This is a genomic window from Sulfurimonas sp. (assembly GCF_047622445.1).
Classification (GTDB): domain Bacteria; phylum Campylobacterota; class Campylobacteria; order Campylobacterales; family Sulfurimonadaceae; genus Sulfurimonas.
Window position 1 is genome coordinate 33,123 of record NZ_JBLHOE010000008.1, and the last position, 20,074, is coordinate 53,196.

At 33.8% G+C, this 20,074-nt stretch carries 24 protein-coding genes; 12 read left to right on the forward strand and 12 right to left on the reverse strand.

Annotation, left to right across the window (positions count from 1 at the left end):
* Positions 1 to 53: 53 nt before the first annotated feature.
* Entirely contained in the window at positions 54 to 2,153 is a 2,100-nt protein-coding gene (locus tag ACI9TV_RS03130; RefSeq protein WP_415249301.1) for an RNA degradosome polyphosphate kinase, read from the forward strand.
* 11 nt (positions 2,154 to 2,164) lie between these two features.
* Entirely contained in the window at positions 2,165 to 2,701 is a 537-nt protein-coding gene (locus ACI9TV_RS03135) for a gamma carbonic anhydrase family protein (protein ID WP_415249302.1), read from the forward strand.
* Positions 2,702 to 2,712: 11 nt separating this feature from the next.
* Here the strand turns inward: ACI9TV_RS03135 and argJ are convergent, their stop codons facing one another.
* Genes argJ through rpmB form a run of 3 tightly spaced genes read right to left on the reverse strand, consistent with a single transcriptional unit; the run spans position 2,713 to position 5,236 of the window.
* Positions 2,713 to 3,891, reverse strand: a complete 1,179-nt coding sequence (gene argJ / locus ACI9TV_RS03140) for a bifunctional glutamate N-acetyltransferase/amino-acid acetyltransferase ArgJ (RefSeq protein WP_415249303.1) — start codon at positions 3,889 to 3,891, stop codon at positions 2,713 to 2,715.
* Positions 3,884 to 5,014 (reverse strand): potassium channel family protein, encoded by a 1,131-nt coding sequence (locus ACI9TV_RS03145; RefSeq protein ID WP_415249304.1) that lies wholly within the window; start codon positions 5,012 to 5,014, stop codon positions 3,884 to 3,886. Before ACI9TV_RS03145 ends, argJ begins: the two co-directional genes overlap by 8 nt.
* A 33-nt stretch (positions 5,015 to 5,047) precedes the next feature.
* Positions 5,048 to 5,236, reverse strand: coding sequence for a 50S ribosomal protein L28 (rpmB, locus tag ACI9TV_RS03150; RefSeq protein WP_013326380.1), 189 nt, complete (start codon positions 5,234 to 5,236; stop codon positions 5,048 to 5,050).
* 160 nt (positions 5,237 to 5,396) lie between these two features.
* Between rpmB and ACI9TV_RS03155 the strand changes: the two genes are divergently transcribed.
* The 5 genes from ACI9TV_RS03155 (at position 5,397) to ACI9TV_RS03175 (ending at position 9,771) form a co-directional block, all read left to right on the forward strand.
* Positions 5,397 to 6,194: an HDOD domain-containing protein gene (locus ACI9TV_RS03155; RefSeq protein WP_415249305.1), complete on the forward strand. Its 798-nt coding sequence runs from the start codon at positions 5,397 to 5,399 to the stop codon at positions 6,192 to 6,194.
* Complete coding sequence (locus ACI9TV_RS03160) at positions 6,191 to 7,585, forward strand: chemotaxis protein CheX (RefSeq protein WP_415249306.1); 1,395 nt, start codon at positions 6,191 to 6,193, stop codon at positions 7,583 to 7,585. Before ACI9TV_RS03155 ends, ACI9TV_RS03160 begins: the two co-directional genes overlap by 4 nt.
* 143 nt (positions 7,586 to 7,728) lie before the next feature.
* Positions 7,729 to 8,370 (forward strand): ribulose-phosphate 3-epimerase, encoded by a 642-nt coding sequence (rpe, locus tag ACI9TV_RS03165; protein ID WP_415249307.1) that lies wholly within the window; start codon positions 7,729 to 7,731, stop codon positions 8,368 to 8,370.
* Positions 8,370 to 8,954 (forward strand): phosphoribosylanthranilate isomerase, encoded by a 585-nt coding sequence (locus ACI9TV_RS03170; protein WP_415249308.1) that lies wholly within the window; start codon positions 8,370 to 8,372, stop codon positions 8,952 to 8,954. Before rpe ends, ACI9TV_RS03170 begins: the two co-directional genes overlap by 1 nt.
* On the forward strand, positions 8,944 to 9,771 hold the full coding sequence (locus tag ACI9TV_RS03175; RefSeq protein WP_415249309.1) for a 3'-5' exonuclease: 828 nt from the start codon (positions 8,944 to 8,946) through the stop codon (positions 9,769 to 9,771). The genes ACI9TV_RS03170 and ACI9TV_RS03175 overlap by 11 nt, the downstream gene beginning before the upstream one ends.
* A 1-nt stretch (position 9,772) precedes the next feature.
* Here the strand turns inward: ACI9TV_RS03175 and accA are convergent, their stop codons facing one another.
* The 4 genes from accA to ACI9TV_RS03195 all read right to left on the reverse strand — a co-directional run bounded on the left by accA (position 9,773) and on the right by ACI9TV_RS03195 (position 13,227).
* The gene (accA, locus tag ACI9TV_RS03180) at positions 9,773 to 10,708 is read right to left on the reverse strand and encodes an acetyl-CoA carboxylase carboxyl transferase subunit alpha (RefSeq protein WP_415249310.1); all 936 of its coding nucleotides are present in this window, start codon (positions 10,706 to 10,708) and stop codon (positions 9,773 to 9,775) included.
* A gap of 13 nt (positions 10,709 to 10,721) precedes the next feature.
* Complete coding sequence (locus tag ACI9TV_RS03185) at positions 10,722 to 11,939, reverse strand: beta-ketoacyl-ACP synthase II (protein ID WP_415249311.1); 1,218 nt, start codon at positions 11,937 to 11,939, stop codon at positions 10,722 to 10,724.
* A 117-nt stretch (positions 11,940 to 12,056) separates the two neighbouring features.
* Positions 12,057 to 12,284: an acyl carrier protein gene (acpP, locus tag ACI9TV_RS03190; RefSeq protein ID WP_415249312.1), complete on the reverse strand. Its 228-nt coding sequence runs from the start codon at positions 12,282 to 12,284 to the stop codon at positions 12,057 to 12,059.
* 136 nt (positions 12,285 to 12,420) lie between these two features.
* On the reverse strand, positions 12,421 to 13,227 hold the full coding sequence (locus tag ACI9TV_RS03195) for a TerB family tellurite resistance protein (protein WP_415249313.1): 807 nt from the start codon (positions 13,225 to 13,227) through the stop codon (positions 12,421 to 12,423).
* A gap of 179 nt (positions 13,228 to 13,406) precedes the next feature.
* Here ACI9TV_RS03195 and ACI9TV_RS03200 point away from each other — a divergent pair, with 179 nt between their 5' ends.
* Complete coding sequence (locus ACI9TV_RS03200; RefSeq protein ID WP_415249314.1) at positions 13,407 to 14,420, forward strand: cytochrome-c peroxidase; 1,014 nt, start codon at positions 13,407 to 13,409, stop codon at positions 14,418 to 14,420.
* 69 nt (positions 14,421 to 14,489) lie between these two features.
* Entirely contained in the window at positions 14,490 to 14,918 is a 429-nt protein-coding gene (locus tag ACI9TV_RS03205) for a desulfoferrodoxin family protein (protein WP_415249315.1), read from the forward strand.
* Between the two features lie 151 nt (positions 14,919 to 15,069).
* Here the strand turns inward: ACI9TV_RS03205 and ACI9TV_RS03210 are convergent, their stop codons facing one another.
* Genes ACI9TV_RS03210 through mnmH form a run of 4 tightly spaced genes read right to left on the reverse strand, consistent with a single transcriptional unit; the run spans position 15,070 to position 17,817 of the window.
* A complete protein-coding gene (locus ACI9TV_RS03210; RefSeq protein ID WP_415249316.1) occupies positions 15,070 to 15,273 on the reverse strand; it encodes a hypothetical protein in 204 nt (67 codons plus the stop codon).
* Complete coding sequence (locus ACI9TV_RS03215) at positions 15,251 to 15,760, reverse strand: toxin-antitoxin system YwqK family antitoxin (RefSeq protein ID WP_415249317.1); 510 nt, start codon at positions 15,758 to 15,760, stop codon at positions 15,251 to 15,253. Before ACI9TV_RS03215 ends, ACI9TV_RS03210 begins: the two co-directional genes overlap by 23 nt.
* A gap of 50 nt (positions 15,761 to 15,810) precedes the next feature.
* Positions 15,811 to 16,713, reverse strand: coding sequence for a 4-(cytidine 5'-diphospho)-2-C-methyl-D-erythritol kinase (locus ACI9TV_RS03220; protein WP_415249318.1), 903 nt, complete (start codon positions 16,711 to 16,713; stop codon positions 15,811 to 15,813).
* 12 nt (positions 16,714 to 16,725) lie between these two features.
* Positions 16,726 to 17,817, reverse strand: a complete 1,092-nt coding sequence (gene mnmH / locus ACI9TV_RS03225) for a tRNA 2-selenouridine(34) synthase MnmH (protein WP_415249319.1) — start codon at positions 17,815 to 17,817, stop codon at positions 16,726 to 16,728.
* A 102-nt stretch (positions 17,818 to 17,919) separates the two neighbouring features.
* Here mnmH and ACI9TV_RS03230 point away from each other — a divergent pair, with 102 nt between their 5' ends.
* From ACI9TV_RS03230 to ACI9TV_RS03240, 3 genes are all read left to right on the forward strand, one after another.
* Complete coding sequence (locus ACI9TV_RS03230) at positions 17,920 to 18,396, forward strand: HAD family hydrolase (protein WP_415249320.1); 477 nt, start codon at positions 17,920 to 17,922, stop codon at positions 18,394 to 18,396.
* Between the two features lie 181 nt (positions 18,397 to 18,577).
* Positions 18,578 to 19,090 (forward strand): YeeE/YedE thiosulfate transporter family protein, encoded by a 513-nt coding sequence (locus ACI9TV_RS03235; protein WP_415249321.1) that lies wholly within the window; start codon positions 18,578 to 18,580, stop codon positions 19,088 to 19,090.
* Positions 19,087 to 19,683 carry a YeeE/YedE thiosulfate transporter family protein gene (locus ACI9TV_RS03240; protein ID WP_415249322.1) on the forward strand — a complete coding sequence of 199 codons (597 nt, stop codon included), beginning with the start codon at positions 19,087 to 19,089 and terminating at the stop codon, positions 19,681 to 19,683. Before ACI9TV_RS03235 ends, ACI9TV_RS03240 begins: the two co-directional genes overlap by 4 nt.
* Before the next feature lie 10 nt (positions 19,684 to 19,693).
* On the opposite strand, the gene ACI9TV_RS03245 is transcribed toward ACI9TV_RS03240, so the two are convergent.
* Positions 19,694 to 20,071 (reverse strand): group III truncated hemoglobin, encoded by a 378-nt coding sequence (locus tag ACI9TV_RS03245; RefSeq protein WP_415249323.1) that lies wholly within the window; start codon positions 20,069 to 20,071, stop codon positions 19,694 to 19,696.
* Positions 20,072 to 20,074 lie beyond the last annotated feature (3 nt).

A 20,074-nucleotide genomic window follows, 5' to 3' on the forward strand; every position in this document is an offset into this window, starting at 1 on the left:
TGTAGTTACTCTTTAGATATAATGAAAGAAAATATATTCTAATAGGAAAATATGTGGTTATAAACTTAAAAAATCCAAGTCTTTATAATAATCGTGAACTTTCATGGTTGCAATTTAACACTCGTGTTTTAAAACAAGTTCATGATGAGTCTTTACCACTTCTTGAACGCCTTAAATTCTTAGCAATATACGGAACAAACTTGGACGAATTTTATATGATTCGTGTAGCTGGACTTAAAAAACTTTTCGCGGCTGGAATCATTGTTTCAGGTGCAGATAGACTCACGCCCTTACAACAACTCCAAGAAGTGAGAAAGTATCTTCACCAAGAACAACAAGTAGTTGAACATTGTATGAGTGGTATACTTAAAAACCTTGAAGAGCATGGTCTATTTATAAAAACATATGATCAAGTAAACCAAAGTGAAAAGAACACTTTAAACAGGTACTTCAAAGAAAATATCTACCCTGTTATTATTCCTATTGCTATTGATCCGACCCACCCTTTCCCACACCTTAATAATCTTAGTTTTGGGCTTATAGTAAAACTTAGTGATAATGACAACCCTTCTATTGAAAGATTTGGGCTTGTTCGTGTTCCTCGTCCTCTAGAGCGATTTGTTGAACTTGGTAAAGGTACATATATCCCAATTGAATCTCTTGTTGCAGAGCACATTGAAGATTTATTTCCAGGGTATTCACTTTTAAAACACGCTGCATTTAGAGTGACAAGAAACGCTGACTTAGAGATCGAAGAAGAAGAGGCAGATGATTTTATGGAAATTCTCGAAGAAGGCCTAAAATTACGTCGTAAAGGTGCAATGGTAAGACTCGAAGTTGGAATTCGTGGAGATGAAGAAATTGTCAATTTTTTCAATCAACATACAAATGTTTATAAAGATGATATTTATAGATTTCATACCTTTTTAAACCTCTCTTCTTTATGGCAAATAGTTTCAAATAAAAACTTTGCACACCTTTTACTGCCTCCATTTAAGCCAAAAGTCTTGCCACCCTTTGATTGTGGCGAATCCATCTTTAGTACTTTAGAAAAGCAGGATGTACTACTTTATCATCCATATGAAAGTTTTGAACCAGTGGTGAAGTTAATTCAGATTGCATCTCTAGACCCAGATGTTGTAAGTATTAAAATGACACTTTATCGTTCAGGAACAAATTCTCCAATTGTACAAGCACTTATGAGTGCCAGTGAATCTGGTAAACAGGTTACGGTTATGGTTGAGCTAAAAGCAAGGTTTGATGAAGAAAATAATCTTATCTGGGCAAAAGCATTAGAAAAAGCTGGGGCACATGTTATTTACGGGATTAAGGGCTTTAAAGTACATGCAAAAGCGGCACTAATAACTCGAAAAAAGAATGGAAAACTCAAACAATACGCTCACCTAGGAACTGGAAACTATAATCCAGCTACTGCAAAAATCTATACAGATATGAGTTATATGACTTCTAAAGATGAAATTACAAATGATTTAACACGTTTTTTTCACTTTCTCTCAGGTTTTAGTAACAAAGGAAAACTTAACGAACTTTATATGGCTCCAGCACAAATAAAACCAAAAGTTTTATCTCTCATTCAGAATGAACTACGAAAAGGTAAAGATGGGCATATCATCGCAAAAGTAAATTCTTTGGTTGATGAAGATCTCATAAGAGGTCTTTATAAAGCATCTCAAGCTGGTGTAAAAATAGACCTTATTGTTCGCGGGATATGTTGTCTTAAACCAGGGATTGAAGGTGTAAGTGAAAATATTAAAGTTATTTCGATTCTCGGAAAATACCTTGAACATCCAAGAGTTTTTTACTTTAAAAATGATGAAACACAGGTCTATATTTCATCTGCAGACTGGATGCCTAGAAACTTAGTACGACGAGTAGAGCTTTTAACAGGAATTAAAGATACAGATGCACGAGAAAAAATTATTCAAATTTTACTCCTTCAATGTTCTGATAATGCTTTAGCACATCAACTTCAAAGTGATGGTAGTTATATAAAAATCAAAAGAGAAACTGGGAAAAGTATAAACAATCATAAATTCTTAGAAGATTATGTGAACCGTATTTCTAAATCAACCAACAAAAAATCTCCTCAAGAAATTCAACAAATTGCAGCACGTCTGTTTATGGAAAGTTAAGGATAAGTAAAATGTTACACAAATATAAAGATACATTTCCAGTAATTGGAAATAAAACATGGATTGCCCCTTCTGCTGATGTAATTGGCGATGTTACTTGTGGTGAAGATTGTTCTATCTGGTTTGGTACTGTAGTACGTGGCGATGTTCATTACATTAAGATTGGAGATCGTGTAAGTATCCAAGATTTAAGTATGGTGCATATAACACATCACAAAGGTGAAGACAGATACAAAGTTGGAGATGGAACTCCAACTATCATAGGTGATGATGTCACTATAGGACATCGTGTTATGCTTCATGGTTGTACTATCGAAAAAGCGTGTCTCATCGGTATGAGTGCTACTATACTTGATGGTGCTGTTATAGGTGAAGAAAGTATTGTAGGGGCAAGCGCACTTGTTACAAAAAACAAAGTGTTTCCACCTCGCTCACTCATTATGGGAAGTCCCGCGAAGGTTGTTCGTCAGTTAACTGATGATGAAGTAAAAGAGTTATATGCTTCAGCGTCAAGATATGTAGAATTTAAAAATAATTATATGGACTAATCTAAAAAAGATTACGTCCGATAATCTGCATTAATTTTGACGTATTCATGTCCTAAATCACATCCGTATGATGTAAATACCCCATTTGCAATTCCTAAATCACAAGAGATTGTAAATCTATCTAACTTCATAACTTGTGAAGCTTTTTCTTCCATAGTACCATCAAAAAGAAGTTGGCCTTTATCATACACACAGAGATCATTAAAAGAAATACTTAGAGTCTCTTCATTCGCTTCTACACCAGCTGCACCAACTGTTGAAGCAATTCTTCCCCAATTAGGGTCTTCGCCATATAAAGCAGTCTTTACTAGTAGTGAATCCGAGAGTGCTTTTGCAACCTTCTCAGCCTCTTTGTTATCTTTAGCACCTGTTACTTTATACGTAACTAATTTTGTAGCACCTTCGCCATCTCTTACCATCTCTTGCGCTAAGAAAAGCATAATTTTATGAAGGGCCTCTTTAAATGCTTCTCTTTGATATGTTTTACTTTTAGCATTAGCTAAAAGCATTACCGTATCATTTGTAGAAGTATCTCCATCTACACTTGCCGCATTAAAAGTTGTAAGAGTAACTTCATCGAGAATTTCTTGCATCTCGTCTTTTGAAACTAAAGCATCAGTAGTAATAAAACAAAGCATTGTAGCCATAGCAGGATTAATCATCCCTGCTCCTTTAGCCATTGCACCGATGATAAAAGAGCTTCCATCTTCAAAAGTGATTTTAAATGCTTTTTCTTTTGAGAAAGTGTCAGTTGTCATAATTGCATTTGCTGCTGCATTTGGATTCTTAACACTTAAATCAAAAAGTCTCATACCATCAATAATTTTTTGTTTAGGAAGTCTTACACCAATAACACCGGTAGAACTCATAAGAGGATTTATAACATCTTCACTACAATGACTTAAAATTTCATCAATATCTTTTATACCAGCCTTACCGGTCATAGCATTTGCATTTTTCGCGTTAATAAGGACAAAGTTCGTTTTAAACTCTCCCTTTGCTCGAAAATGTCTAATAGGTGCTGCTGTCATTTTATTTGTCGTAAAAACAGAAGCTATCTTACATTCTGCATCACTATATATAAAAGCCATATCTTTTGCAGCATTTGCTTTTAAGCCTGCACTTATGCCATCAGCATAAAAACCTTGACTTGCACAAACACCGTTACTTACTTCTTCAATCTTATACAAATCTCGTTTCCTTTGGTCTTTTTCTCTGCGTCAATATCTCTTTAGATATTTGTATATTACTTTGTGTTCCAATTACAAGAACTTTACACTCACTTGTAATGAGGATATCACCCTTAGGCATAGAAAGAAATTTTCCATCTTTACGTGTAATTCCAATAATGGAAGTATTTGTAATATCTCTTAGATGTGTTTCTTTAAGCTTTTTAAGTACTGCCCAAGAATATTTTGGAATAAATACTTCTTCCATATCAAGAGGATTATCACTTTTATATAAAAATTCTTCAAGTAAGTTTTCCATATCTGGACGTGCAGCCATTGCAGAAACTCTTTGAGCAGTTAATTTTGTAGGAGAAATAACAGAATCAGATCCAAGTTTTTTAAGCTTTTCAACATCACCTATTGCTTCAGCAGTCGCAATAACAAAGTAAGGATTAGGAAGCGCGTGTTCTTTTTCAAAAAGTCTCACAGATGCTATTAAAGCAATATTATCAGCAATAGAATTTGATAGAGTAATTACACCTTTTGCCGAAGCAAGATGTGATTTTAGCATCGTTAATTCTGTATATGGCTCAGCTTGAAGATATGTTGAATATCTATATTTAACAGCCCATTCATGAATCTCAGGTCTTGGATCAATCACAACAAAAGGAATATGATTTTCACGAAGCTGTTTCGTAACTTCTATAGTGTAATCATTATGATAACAAACAACGAAATGATTTTTGAGTCTTGCTATTTGATACAGCATTCTTCGCTCCTTTAAGATGGAAACAACTATTCCCTTATTTAACTCCGCAACTAAAATACCTATAGCACTTGAAAATGTCGCAAACCCTGCAATAATAAGGGTAATTGTAAAAATTCTTCCAGCATCTGAGACTTCAGCGATTTCACCAAAACCAACAGTTGTAAATGTTATACCCGTTTGATATATCGCATCCATGAGGGTAAAGTTATCAATGAGAACATAGCCGATTGTTCCAACCATCATAGTCATAACTGTAAGAATTAAAGGTAATCGGAATGCTTTTAAATGTGGGTAAATTTCAGGTAGTAGTTTAACATTGGGGGTGGGAGATTTCTCCCAGTGTAGAAATTTGCGAATCCTTTCTAAAAGATTCAAATCATTTTCCTATACTTAAAAAGATAAGAAGACTTAAGAGTTTTTCTTAAGTGTTCTTAATTCTCTAGCAGAAATTTTAATTTTCTTTGTAGTACCATCTTCAAGAGTGATACGAACTGTTCTTAGGTTTAGTAAGAAACGACGTTTTGTTCTGTTTTTTGCGTGAGAAACATTGTTTCCACTCATAGGGCCTTTGCCGCTAATAGCACATCTTCTTGCCATAGTGAGTTCCTTTTAATATTTTTAAAGTTGCGGATTATAGCAATATAAAGCAAAACTCCAACTTAAGCACGTTAAAGTTTTATATATATTAGTAAATTTATTTATTATTTAGACTTGAAGGGGTAAAATATATAAAATTCACATACAAAAGTAGAATATATTGATTACAAATGAAGAAATTAATACTTTTATAGACAAAATCCCCCCTGCTCCTAAAGCTTTACAAGCGACTATTATGTTTTTAAATAATGGTGAACTCGCTAAAGCTTCTCAAATTGCTGAAACAGACTTAGCATTAAAAGCTTATTTAAAAAATATAGTGAATAAACCTATTTATGGCTTTAAAAATGAAGTATCTGAGATTTCACAAATTTTTGGTATTTTAGGTGTTTCATCTTCACAACAAACTGTTTACAACTATATGATGACACTTTTATCTCCCAAAAAATGGGAACTTTTTAAATTACGTGAAAGTACTTTTCATGAGCTTCAAGCAAAACTCTCACGCAGATGGAAGCAGATCCTGAATCACTTACATATAGAAGATATAGAGATAGAAAGTGCTATCACGCTTTTACCCGCTAGCATCATCGTTTCAGAAGCTCTATTTAGTGAAAAAAAAGAAGATGTAGATTTGCTTAGAAGTGTAAATGATCTCGATTTAAATACTATCCTCTCAAGGCTCTGTGGAGTTGATCTTTTTGACATTTGCGAAAAGATTTCTCTAAAATGGGAAATGCCTAAAAATATCATTACAATTGTTCAAGCTTCATCTGGGTTTAAACCTTCTAAAGCAGAGGACCTCAATCTGCTTGGGAAATGGATGCACCTACTTCTTTTTTATGAACTATCGCAACCAATGTTCATAGAAGCAGGACTTAATGACTTTATAGATTTTCAAGTAGATTATGTGAGTGATATATATGATGAATTTGCTACTTTGATGGAGGTTATATGAGAGCCGTAGTCAAAAATGGTGTAGGAGTTTTTTCTCCTCAAGGGTTTCTAGATGGAAGCAGTGCATCTGCACTATTAAGTATAGAAGACATTCATGCTACTACAAAATTAAATGCAGACATGATTTTAGTCTCACTCAAAAAAGTAGTCTTTTTCAACCGTAATGGACTTGATACTTTTGTAAAGATGTTTGCAAAGGTAAGAGAATCAAATAACACTTCTGTAGGATTTTGTGATTATAATTTTAAAAAATATAAAGCTATTTTAAATTTTTACCATGGTGAAGTAAACTTTTCACTCTTTGGTTCTCAAGAGATTGCACATCTTTTTAGTTCAAGTTATAAAGATAAAAATCAAAATGTACTCCTATTCAATGAAGATAAATCTCAACGTTCGGCTATGGCAATTGAACTTCACGATGGTGGTCATAACCCTATCATAGCACAAACACAAGAGGAGTTTGACACTAAAAGAAATGCTGAAAATGTATATGATGTTGTTATTGAAAATAGTTACTTAGGGCAAATGGGACAAAATGTATCTGCCCGTGTTACAGGAAATGCAATTATATACACAGTCTCATCTTTTTTAGATGCTGAAATTGGGAATATGTTTAATATTGCCTACCATAACAACTCTTTGAATGTTGGTTTTAGACTCTTTATATTTGATGCGTATAAGGTTATTAGTATGAATGTTCATGCTCTTAACTTTTTTTCTAAACTTTCAAGCTCCGGTGCTGAGTACAATGCCACCATCTGCTTTGTTGGAATGACTTTTGATAAAATTCCAAATGCTTTTAAAGAAACAATGGAAGACTCAGGAATTATGTTTTTTGACCAGATGGAAAATATACTAGGAGATAAAGAACTTTTAAATGATTTAGGGGCGAGTTCTGCCGCAGCTGTGCAAAATAAAAGAGTTATAAACAAGCTCACTGTAACCGAACTACCAAGCTTTATTGATGCCACAGTCGCAACAATAGAAATGATGACAAACTCAACTGCTATCAAAGAAGCAGTAGAAGTACATGCAATTAAGGTCGAGGAAGACGATGATAGGATAGCGAGCTCGATAGGTTTTTATGGAGATATAGATGGAATGGTTATATTGATTTTTCCAAAAGATATCGCTAAGAAAGCCTGTCAACTTCTTATTGGTGAAGAGACTGATGATTTAGAATTAATTCTTGATACTCTCGCAGAGCTAGTAAATATTGTCGGTGGTAAAGTAAAGTCTCTTCTTGCCGGGAATAAGGTCAATGTTAACATAACTTTACCAAGAACATACCCTACCATTGCTTCTTTACAAGAGATTGCACAAGATAGAAAAGGCGTACAGGTTGACCTTTCCTTTGATAATGACAAGTTCCTATTTTTCTTGACCAGATAAAATTATGAATTAGGGGGCAAAGCCCCTTACTCTACGTTAATACTTGATTTTCTCAGCATAATACCACGTACAGTAAGCTGTGCCAAAAGTTTTTATAAACTTACTTTGTTATAATTACGCACTTTAAATAAAGAGGTGTAATTGTGCAAGTAGCTCCAAGTGTATTATCTGCTGATTTTGGAAATTTACAGCGTGATGTAGAAGAGATATGTAATGCTGGCTGTGATTTCGTTCATATAGATGTAATGGATGGTCATTTTGTACCAAATATGACGATTGGACCAGTTGTTGTATCTGCCATTGCAAAAGTTGCAACTAAACCTCTTGATATTCACCTTATGGTTGAAAGCAATACTTTTTTTGTAGAACTTTTTGCACCTTTAAAACCTGAATATATCTCTTTTCATATTGAAGAGGAAAAACATCCCCATAGACTTATTCAAAAAATACGCTCTCTTGGGATTAAACCTGCTATTGTTTTAAATCCTCATACCCCACCTGAATCTGTTGAGTACCTATTAGCGGATTTAGACATGGTTTTACTTATGAGTGTAAATCCCGGTTTTGGTGGGCAAAGTTTTATTAACTCCGTTATTCCAAAAGCTGCACGATTAAATGAGCTACGCAATAAAATAAATCCAAACTGTCTCATACAAGTAGACGGCGGAGTAAGTGATAAAAACATTCAAGCACTTAAAGATGTTGGTGTTGATGTTGTTGTTGCTGGAAGCTATGTATTTAAACACAAAGATAGAGCTGAAGCTATAAAGAGCTTACAGATTTAATGCGTACTAAGATTTGTGGAATTACTTCTTATGAAGATGCTATGCACGCAATTAATGCTGGTGCTGATGCTTTAGGTTTTGTATTTTATGAAAAATCTCCTAGGTATGTCACAATAGCTCAGGCAAAAGCAATTATAGAAAAGCTTCCTCCATTTGTTGAAAAAGTTGCTTTATTTGTCAATGTAGATGCAAATACAATAAACACTACCTGCCAAGAAGTTGGTGCGACACTAGCTCAACTTCATTTTGATGCAGAAGTCAACATATACAAAGAACTTATGGTCCCACATATCAAAGTAATCCGTGCACAATCACAAAAAGATATCCTTAAATACCCTAATGAATACAAACTCGTTGATGCATACTGCGAAGCTTATGGTGGGGCTGGAAAAAGAATCAATATTGAATGGTTTGAGAATACTGATAACTCTCAAATTATTTTAGCAGGTGGACTTGATAACACTAATGTTATAGCACTTAAAAAGTATGGATTTTATGGTGTTGACGTTAGTTCTGGCGTAGAAAGTTCAAAGGGAATCAAAGACCCTCAAAAAGTAAAAGATTTTATACATAATGCTAGCTAACCATTTTCCCCTTGATGAGAAAAGTATCTCACGACTTTCGACTCGTGGACTCCCACTTGAAAAACTAAAAGAACAAATAAATGATAGCTTAGATTATTCTCTAGAATTATGGAGAGCACAAGGTTTAGACATTGTTAAAAGTAAAGGCTACTACTACTTTGGCACCAAGTTTTTACCCCTTGAGAAAGCAGAATTTTGTATTGTAGATATAGAAACAAATGGTTCTAAAATTGACAAGCATCAAATTATTGAAATTGCAGGTGTCAAAATTAAATATGGAAAGATCACTGAAGAATTTGAATCTTTAGTACATTGTACGGAGATAAATTCTTATATCTCCGATATCACAGGTATCACAGTAGAGGATACAAAGGATGCTCCAAGTTTAAAAAGTGTTTTGTATGAATTTAAACAGTTTTTAGGGGATGCTATCTTTATAGCACATGATGTAAAATTTGATTATAGGTTTATCTCTTTATCTTTAGAGAAAATTGGACTAGAACCTCTACTCAACAGAAATTTATGCTCACTTGCCCTTGCTGAGAGAAGTTTAACATCGTACAGATATGGATTATCATACTTAAATGACACGTTTAACTTAAATCCAAACCCAACGCACCATAGAGCAATGAGTGATGTAATCACTACCTATGGTCTTTTTAAACTCTCATTAGAAAGTATGAATGAAAATGTAAATAATGTGGAAGATTTGATAAAGTTTTCTAAAACTGCTCCAAGAAAGAAAAGACCAAAATTTGATCCATTTCTTGAAGAGAAGAGACTTGAGAATCTTGAAAAAAAAGAAGATTCAAAATAAATTATTCTGAAAAAGCACCTACACTAGTAAGTCTTGTATATCTAGATTCCATTCTAGCTTCTTTACCCATCTCACGAAGCTCTTTGACTTGTGTTAAAAAGTAATCAGAAATAGCTTTTGCACTCTCATCTCGTGTTCTATGTGCACCAATTAATGGCTCATTAATAATATCATGAATGAGATCTAATTCTTTTAAGTCTGAAGCTGTAATTTTCATAGCGTTAGTTGCAGCTTCAGCTTTTTTAGGATCATTCCATAAAATTGCAGAACATCCTTCTGGTGAAATAACCGAAAATACAGAGTATCTCATCATAGCAAATCTATCAGCAACACCAATTGCTAGTGCTCCACCAGATCCACCTTCACCAATAACTATAGATACAGTTTGTGTGTCCAGTTCTGCTAGCTCTAAGAGGTTTCTTGCTATTGCTTCTGATTGGTTTCGCTCTTCGGCACCAAGACCAGGATATGCACCTGGAGTGTCTATTAGCATTAAAAGAGGTATGTTGAATTTCTCAGCTAATTTAGCCGCACGAAGTGCTTTTCTGTATCCTTCAGGATGAGGCATGCCGAAGTTTCTTCGTATCTTATTTTTAGTTCCTCGACCTTTTTGTTCACCAATAAGCATAACTTTTTCATCGCCAATATAACCCATATAACAAAGAATCGCTTCATCATCACGGTAATGTCTATCTCCATGAATCTCATACTTATCTCTCATTATAAGGTTTATGTAGTCGAGTGCGTAAGGGCGATCCAAGTGACGTGCAAGCTGAAGTTTTTGAAAATCTGTTAAGTTTCCGTAAGTTTTTTCAACTTCTTTATCTAATTCTAGTTGATATTTTTCAATATCACTTTCATTATGACGCACCTGAGCAGAAATAATATTTTCTTGAATAATCTTTATTTTTTTTTCAAACTCTAAATATGTAGCCATTACAGATCCTTATCTAGATTTTTTTAAAGATAAGAACACCATTTGTTCCACCAAAACCAAATGAGTTACTCATACAAACATTTAATTCAGCTTTACGGGCACCAGTTGAGACATAATCTAAATCACAGTTTTCATCAGGAGTTGTATAGTTAATTGTAGGAGGAATAATTCCATCTCTCATAGCCATTAAACATGTAACAGCTTCTATACCACCAGCAGCACCAAGACAGTGACCAATTTGACCTTTTATAGAGCTCATTGGAGGACAAATTTCTTTACCACCAAGTAATTCCTTAACAGCAGCAGTCTCATTTTTATCGTTAATTGGAGTAGATGTACCATGAGCATTTACATAATCAATTTTAGGTTCTCCTGCCATTGTATATGCAGCTTTCATCGCACGTGCTGGACCATCAAGTGATGGTGTAGTGATATGATTTGCATCTCCACTTTCACCAAAACCGATAAGTTCACCATAAATATTTGCTCCACGTGCCTTTGCAGATTCATATTCTTCTAGTACTAAAGCGGCAGCACCCTCGCCCATTACAAAACCATCACGGTTTGCATCAAATGGTCTTGAAGCGCCTTTTGGATCATCATTGTTTGTTGAAAGTGCTTTCATTGCGGCGAAACCACCAATTCCTGCGCCAGTAATTGCAGACTCAGCTGAAACAACAAGCATCTTCTCAGCACCATTACACATAATTGTTTTTGCTGCCTCACTAATAGCATGCGTTCCGGCTGCACATGCAGTTACACTTGAAAGATTTGGACCTTTCGTTCCATGTTCAATTGAAACAAATCCACCAAGCATATTTACAAGAGCTCCAGGAATAAAGAATGGAGAAATTCTTCTAGGTCCTCTATCTGCTAAAATCTTTGAGTTTTTTTCAATCGAAGGAAGGCCACCGATTCCAGAACCTGCAGAGATTCCGAATCTTGTCATATCAGTATCTTCAGATATATTTGCATCAGCCATTGCTTCTTGAGCAGCTTTTAAACCGAGGTGAATAAATCTATCTGCTTTTTTTACCTCTTTTGGAGCCATAACAGTTGAAGGATCAAAATTTCTTACTTCACCTGCAATTTTAACACTGTAAGCTTCAGGATCAAAAATTGTAATAGTATCAATTCCACATTCGCCATCACATATTGCTTTAAACGATGTTTCTTTATCATTACCAACTGAATTTATCATACCTAGACCAGTTACTACTACTCTTCTCATTTACTATTCTCCCTGAAATATAAAATACTTTTAAAAATTAGCAGGAACTAACTATTAAAAATATTTGTATTTTTAACTAAGAGGTTTCCCTCTAGTTAAAATAAGTAATTCTACTAATTACTTATTTTCAATGTATGTAACTACATCGTTAAGTGTTTGAATTTTTTCTGCTTCATCATCAGGAATTTCAATATCAAATTTTTCTTCAAGAGCCATTACTAATTCAACAACATCTAGGCTATCTGCACCTAAATCCTCAACAAACTTTGCATCTTCTTTTACTTCATCTGCGCTTACGCTTAATTGCTCTACTACTACTTCTTTAATATCGTCTATAAGTGCCATCATAGCTCCTGTTTTTTAATTTTAATCAAGTAAGTATAACAAATTTAACTTAAAATATATTATTTTCACTATTTTTTTTGCTAATTATGAAAAGATGTAGATATTCGTAATTAGTACCTAATAAAAAAACTTTATTCTATTTTTTTTTTGATTCTTTAATGATCTCGTAGGCTTGATTTATCTCTTGTGTTTTAGCTGTTGCCTCTTCTATATAGGCTTCATCTTTGTCTTGTGATTTAATAATATCTGGATGATACTGTCTCACAAGTTTTCTATATGTCTTTTTAACTACGCTGATATCATCACTTTCACTCACACCTAAAATTTTGTACGCATCATTTAGACTCATGCTTTGTTGTTTGTTTTTTACCATACTTTCAAACTTACTGAGTAGCGCCTCATATTCATGTAGAGTTATATTTAGCTCAGTTACAATTTCACGTAAAACCTTATCTTCATCAGGACTAATTCCATTATCCACAAAAGCAAGTTGAATTAAAAACTCTACAAACTGTCTACGTTTTAATCTACTACGACCGAGTAATATATTTAAGGATTGTGCTATCTCCTTTGTGTCTCCATCTTTTTCTTTTTCTTCGTTAAAAATATCTTTTAATATAGTTCTTGTTTTTTCTTTATCAGGAAAGACTCCAGAGATATCATCAAACATCATACCTATGAGTTGTGCTTCAAGCTCTTGAACTCGTCCATCTGCTTTAGCAACCTTTGCAACAAGTGCAATAAATAATCCTAACTCACTTTCTCTAAATAATTCTTTAGAACTTGATATCTTTCTTAATTTATTTTTAGCGTAGACCTTATAGATTTTAAATAGTATATATAAAGCAGCAATAATTGAAAGTGTGACTAATATATTTACGATAAATATGTAATAAAATAGTACTAACACTATTGCTAAAACTATCCATTTTTTTAATTTCATTATCTTTGTCCATTTTTCATAATATGAGGGGATTTTAGCATAATTTTTTTAAACATACGAATTAAACCCCTATTTATACGCCTCAAGTAAACTCAATAGAAAACATATAGTTAAAGATAATAATTTTCCTTTAAGGTTTACTTTACTAGAATTCGCCCACAATTATATAAGGCTAAATAATGAAAATTATAACTTCCGTAGCATTTGCTACACTAACACTAAGTGCTTCAAGTTTAATAGATACAGCTAAAAAAGCTGGTCTTGAACCAATTCCTAACTCAAAAACTGAGCTTATGAAATTGATTGACAATCCAAAAAATCCTCTTACTGATGCAAAAGTACAACTCGGAAAAAAATTATATTTTGACCCTAGGTTATCTAAAAGTGGTATTATTAGTTGTAATACTTGTCATAACCTTGGAGAGGGTGGAGACGACGGCGTATCAGCAGCAATTGGACATAAATGGACTGCAAACCCTCATCACTTAAATTCACCAACTGTTTACAATGCAGTGTTTTTTGATGCTCAATTTTGGGATGGAAGAGATCCAGACTTAGAAAAACAAGCACAGGGACCTATACAAGCTCACCCAGAGATGGCAGCAACTAAAGAACATGTTGAAGCAACTATAAACTCGATACCTTCGTACATTGCTGAATTTAAAAATGCGTATGGTTCTGATGTAAAGATTAGCTTTGAAAAAATTACAGATACAATCGCTACATTTGAAAGAATTCTTGTAACTCCATCTCCTTATGATAGTTTTTTACATGGAAATGAAAATGCATTAAATCAAGCTCAAAAAGACGGACTAAAAACATTTATGAATAAAGGTTGTGCTACTTGTCATACTGGCATAAGTTTAGGTCAAAGTATGAATGCGATGAATGTAACAGCTACATATAAATACCAAAATGTAGGTGATTTTAAAGGTGATGCTAATGGTATGGTTAAAGTACCAACACTTCGTAATATTACGCAGACAGCTCCATATTTTCACAATGGTCAAATTTGGAGTCTTAAAGAAGCTATCATAGAAATGGGTCGTATCCAACTTGGCTCATCTATTACAGATAAGGAAGCTAGTTCTATTGAGACCTTCTTAAAAGTACTTAATGGTAAGAAGCCTGTCTTAACAATGCCAATACTTCCTGCATCAACAGAAAGAACGCCTAGACCAGACATGAACTAAGTTTAAAACATAGTGAAAGTTACAAACTTTCACTATAATATTCTCAAACATAAAATAAGAGGAAAAAACATGAATAGAAGAGAAGCATTAAAAGTAGTTGGAGCAACAGCGGTATTAGCAGCAGTAGGTGCTGAAGCTAAGATGAAAGAAGAACATATGAATCGTACTCAAATGAAACCAAAAGATTCAGCAAATATGGATAAAGGTGAACTTAAGCATTCTCCTCAAGTAACTGTAAAAGGTAAAGATGCTAAAGGTTATACACTAGTAGAGATTACTGTTGGTCAAGGTGGAATTATTCATCCAAGTACACCTGATCACTGGATAGATTTTATCTCTTTATCTGCAGATGGTAAACTTATAGGTAAAAGTACTTTAGAGCCGGAAATTTCTCGTGGTGCTGCTTCATTTTCAGTAAAACTTGATAATGTTCAATCACTTACCGCAATAGCCGGTTGTAACTTACACGGTATTTGGACAACAACTATCTCAATATAAAAATTTGTATGAGTTGAGCGTAATGCTCAACTTGATACTTAGTGTTTACGCTGCACCAATTTGATTCATTAAACCGAAGCTTTTTACAAATGGAGTAGCCATACTTGGTATTTTAACCATTTGTTTAAAATTACCTTTCTTAAATTTTAATTTACCTGTAGTAAGTGCTATACCTAATTCCTGTCATACCGAAAGGTTTTGCAACCCATTTCATCCAGTCACCTGGAGATGCTCTCATATCCCAATCAGATTCTTTACCACTATAAAAACCGGCACTCACTGCCTCCCCATTCTCAACTGTAAATACACAGGTAGGTTCATCATATAAATAACTAATAACAAACCTCTCTAACATTTTCGTAGTCAAGTTGATATGATTTATTTCCGACTGTATCATAGACAAGAATTGGACCATCTAACATTCCATTTGTAAAATACTTTTGATAATGTAATGTACCATTAGTATAATATTCATCATATCTTCCATCCATTTTATCCTGAGAATATGAAACTGTTGCAGCAAGTATTCCATCTTCATAATAAACTTTTGAAAGTCCATTTTTTATATCAGCTATATAAGTACTAATTAAATAAATTTGTCCAGATTTGTAATACTTTTTTACTATAATTTCATCTTTTTTAATGTAATTATATTCTAGGTGTAACTCACCCGTATTATAATAATATTTTTTTGAACCAGATAGTAAAGTTTTTTTATCTACATTGTTTTTTTCAAATGTACTCACAGCAATTTGTAATATTTTCCCATCCTCAGTATAAGGCTTTAAAATATTTTCAGCGAGTAAGGTAGCAGTAAGAGTAATGAATAGTATTAGTTTCATATTATTATACTACCTTGAAGTAATTTAATTTTACTTTAATTTTTTTTTGTTTACTTGAGTACTCTAAAAAAACTACAAGTAGAAAACAACCAACCTTTTTTGGATTCTTTTTTTAATTCTGGATAAGTAAAAAGTGCCGCTGCATAGAAGTCATTTAAATAAACTGGGTCTGAGCTTAGCTCTAAAATATTTTTTGAATCCAGTTTCTCCCAATCAGAAAATGACGACGAAGAGATTTTAGTTAAGGAATGTTTTTTAACTATTTTAGAGACAAGAGTCTTATCACATTTTATGTCTGGCGTATAGAATTCAAACCCAAGTGGCTCCTCTTCAAATGGCTCAACAATTTCTCCAAAACCTGAAATATTGGCAGAGGGATAGTTATAGATAAAGAAAGCCAGTTCTGAACCTATACTACTTCCTATTTTTACTAATTCCTCAGTACTTAGTATAAGATTACATACCTCTTTAGTCAAACGAATAAACGCTGAGGCATCAGAAGAAGCTCCTCCAAGACCTGCTTGATAAGGAATAACTTTACTCACGACCACCTTATGTTCATTGAAGAAATCTTCAATCTCTGAATCAGCGGTGAAGTCACACAGTACTTTATAAGCTTTGTAAATGCTGTTAGATTCTAAAAGAATTTCATCACAACCCTCAATTGTAAAAGTGTTGCACTTACAAGGCACAAAGCTTATGCTATCGTATAAATCTTCTACACGCATGCAACGTGTGAGTATTGTAGGTTTCCCTTCGTTATAGCCAGTAACTTTTGAAAATATATTTACTTTTGCATGGGCTTTAATACTGTAGCCTGAATCACTTGTTTCTATATATAACTTTTCTTTTTTCGTATTCTTCGATTTATTGTCATTTTTTTTGTCTATTAAAGTGGCAATACTATCAACATCCCAAAACCCACCTTCATCTCCGCCTTCAAAACCACCCATTAGTAAAACCTTTTATATAAACTCACTTTTTTCACTATTTTTTATAAACTCAAATACCTCTTGTGCATTTCCTTCAAATAATATGGGTAAAGAACTTTTTTTAATCTGGTACTCATACATAGGATCATAATATTCACTAAGTAAGATTTTTATCCATTCTTTGTGTCCCTCATCTGAACCCGCAAAACTTTGTGCAAGTAGATTTTTTATAATAAGATAACGCTCACTTCCTAAGCGTTTTTTTATTCTATCAAAGCCTGCACTCATATTTTCATACCACTTAACCCTTCCCTCTTGCCCGAAGATAGTTGTATATTCCGCTAAATCATTGATAATATATTCTTCGTATGTTATCTCCACCCGTTCATCGAGTGGAGTGTGTAAAATAACAAGACCAGCTTTATTAAAGTTTTCAAAAATTACTTCTGGAATATATACACGTCCAATATTACGACTCTCATGCTCAATAACTAAGTGCTTATGCCCTTGGGCACTATGCTGTATCAGTTTATAATATAATGCATTTTCAAAGTCAATTTGTGATGGTTGAGAGGATATAAACTTTCCAAACGAAGATCCTCTATGCTTTGCAAGTCCTTCAAGGTCAACGGTATTATCAAGTCGATTAAGTAAAATAGTCTTTCCTGAACCAGTATTACCCCCTATTATAATCGTCTTTGTATTAGTACTAAGCTCTTGAGATTTTTCCATCAAAAAGTTTCGAAAGGCCTTATATCCACCTTTAAGTCTAGAAATACTTACTCCAGATTCTTCCAACCAAGATTGAGTTATACCTGAGCGCTGGCCTCCTCTAAAACAATACAGATATGCATAAGGGTTCTCACTAAGGTAAGTTTTCCACTCAAATACTCTTTGTGCCTGAACTTCTTTATTTACCAATTTTTTACCTAGTTTTACAGCGGCCTCATTCCCATTTTTTTTATAACATATTCCAACTAGATGCCTCTGTTTATCATCTAAAATTGGAATATTTGTAGATGTAGGAAAAGCACCTTTTTCAAACTCAACCGGAGCTCTTACATCTAAGAGAGGTTTATTTTCTAAAACTATTGAGAGAAAATCATCTATTAATACTAAACTCATAAAACTTCCATATTTATCTTTTTTCTAATAGTATCAGAAACTATAGGCTAGTATAATAAAAATGCTATCATATACAAAATCCAAACAAAAGAGTTTTAACAAATGAAATATCTAAATATATCTATACCAAACTTTAAAGAGCTTACACTAAGACACGTTGTATTAGATTATAACGGTACATTAGCCAAAGATGGAATACTTAAAGTACAAGTAAAAGAGCGACTAAAAACACTTTCTAAACTACTCAATGTCCATGTAATAACATCTGATACTTTTGGAAATGTACAATCACAACTTAAAGATTTCAAGCTGAAAATAAATGTACTTTGCAGTGATGATCATACACTTGAAAAAGCTACTTATGTAAAAGAACTCGGGGCAGAGACTTGTTTCGCAGTAGGAAATGGAAATAATGATGCACAGATGTTAAAAGATGCAGCAGTGTCAATTGCAATTATAGGTGATGAAGGGTGTAGTACAAAAGCTTTAATTAGCAGTGACATTGTTTGTAAAGAGATATCCGACGCACTTGATTTACTCTTGAATAAAAATCGACTTATTGCGAGTTTACGACAGTAGCTTTAGATAGTTTAAAACTAGTTAGCATGATTAATTAACTTGCAAATTGCATTACCCTTATCATTTTTTATATTGTTTCATCTAAGTTACTGCAATAAATTCTATAAGACTTCTATAAGTTTTTTCCTCTATAATTTTAAAACGACAAGTAGAACTTAACGTTTTAAATAAAGGATTTTATATGCCAAAAAGTATACCTTGGTGGGTTGGTGGAATTGCAATGAGTTTGCTCTTTTTCCTTTCGTTTTCAGTTTGGGGTGCAGACCGTCCCATAGGAGCATCTACAGGAATGAGTTATCTAGCGAATATGCTTTTTTCTCTTGAACCAGAAGAGTATAAATATGCTGCGATGGTAGAAACGAGTGGTGCTTGGGAAGGGGTAATGCTCATAGGAGCATTCTTTGGTGGACTTTTTATGTCTGTGTTTGTAACTAAAACTTTTCATATAAGCTACGTACCTACACTATGGAGGGAGCGAAAAAACAAGTCTGTCAAATCTCGTATGCTTTGGAGTTTTATAGCAGGTTTTTTACTTGTGTTTGGTGCTCGTCTGGCTGGCGGATGTAATGCTGGACATATTTTATCTGGCGGTTCTCAAGTCGCTGTGAGTGGCATAATATTTGCCGTTGTAGCTTTAGGGACAGGAATGATAGTAGGTCGATTTTTTTATAAAAAAAAAGGATGTAAAGTATGATAGAAAAAATCTCAAATATGTTTGATACAGTTGCTAATGGATCAAATGGCTCTGTGTGGCTTGTACTGCTTATAGGGTTTTGTTTTGGTGCTATTATCCTCTACTCTCGTCTTGATAAGTTTGAAAAGATGGCTGGATTTATGATATTTGAAGACACCTTAGTACCGAGAATGGCTATGACTACAGTAGCTCTTTCAAGTCTAGGGTTTTACTTCCTTGTCGATGCTGGTTATGCTAGTTATGCCATTAAACCTACTATATTAGGTGGTCTTATTATTGGTGCCATTCTCTTTGGTACAGGCTTAGTCATTCTCGGCAAATGTCCCTCTGCATTTTTTGTCTCAGTTTCAGAAGGACGAGTCGATGCTTTTGTAGGAGTTCTTGGTGGCATGGTTGGTGGAGCTGTTTTTACTCTTGCTTATCCATGGATAGAAAATTTCATCGGACCAGACTTAGGAAAGATAAGGCTAAGTGATATTTTGGGTGGCTACGACCTTACAATTGTGCTTACTCTGAGTAGTGTACTTTTACTAACTGCTTACCTTCTTCCAACTATCAACTATGTTGATCCTGCAGATGAAAAAAGTAAATAACACAGTAGATTTAAATACCTAAGACTCTCATAAAATTGTTTGCAATGGACTGAGAGCGAGTTTTAAAAATGTCAGCTGATTCTTTAGTATAGTACTTATCTACAGTCTCAAAAAAAAGTTCTAACCAACGCTCAAATGTTACTCGCTGAAGACCTTCCATATGTATATGTGGCTTGACAGGTTGACCTTTATAAGAAGTCTCACTTAAGATAGTAGATGCCCAAAAGTCACTCAGGAGATCCAAATGTCCTTGCCACTCATCACTAATCATCTCATCCCCAAGTTTATCTATAAAAAAATCAGCGACGATTTCATCTTTAAGTACCTGACTATAAAAGCGATCCATCATAGAGCGGATATTTTTTCTGGTAATAGTTTGATCTTGCATAAA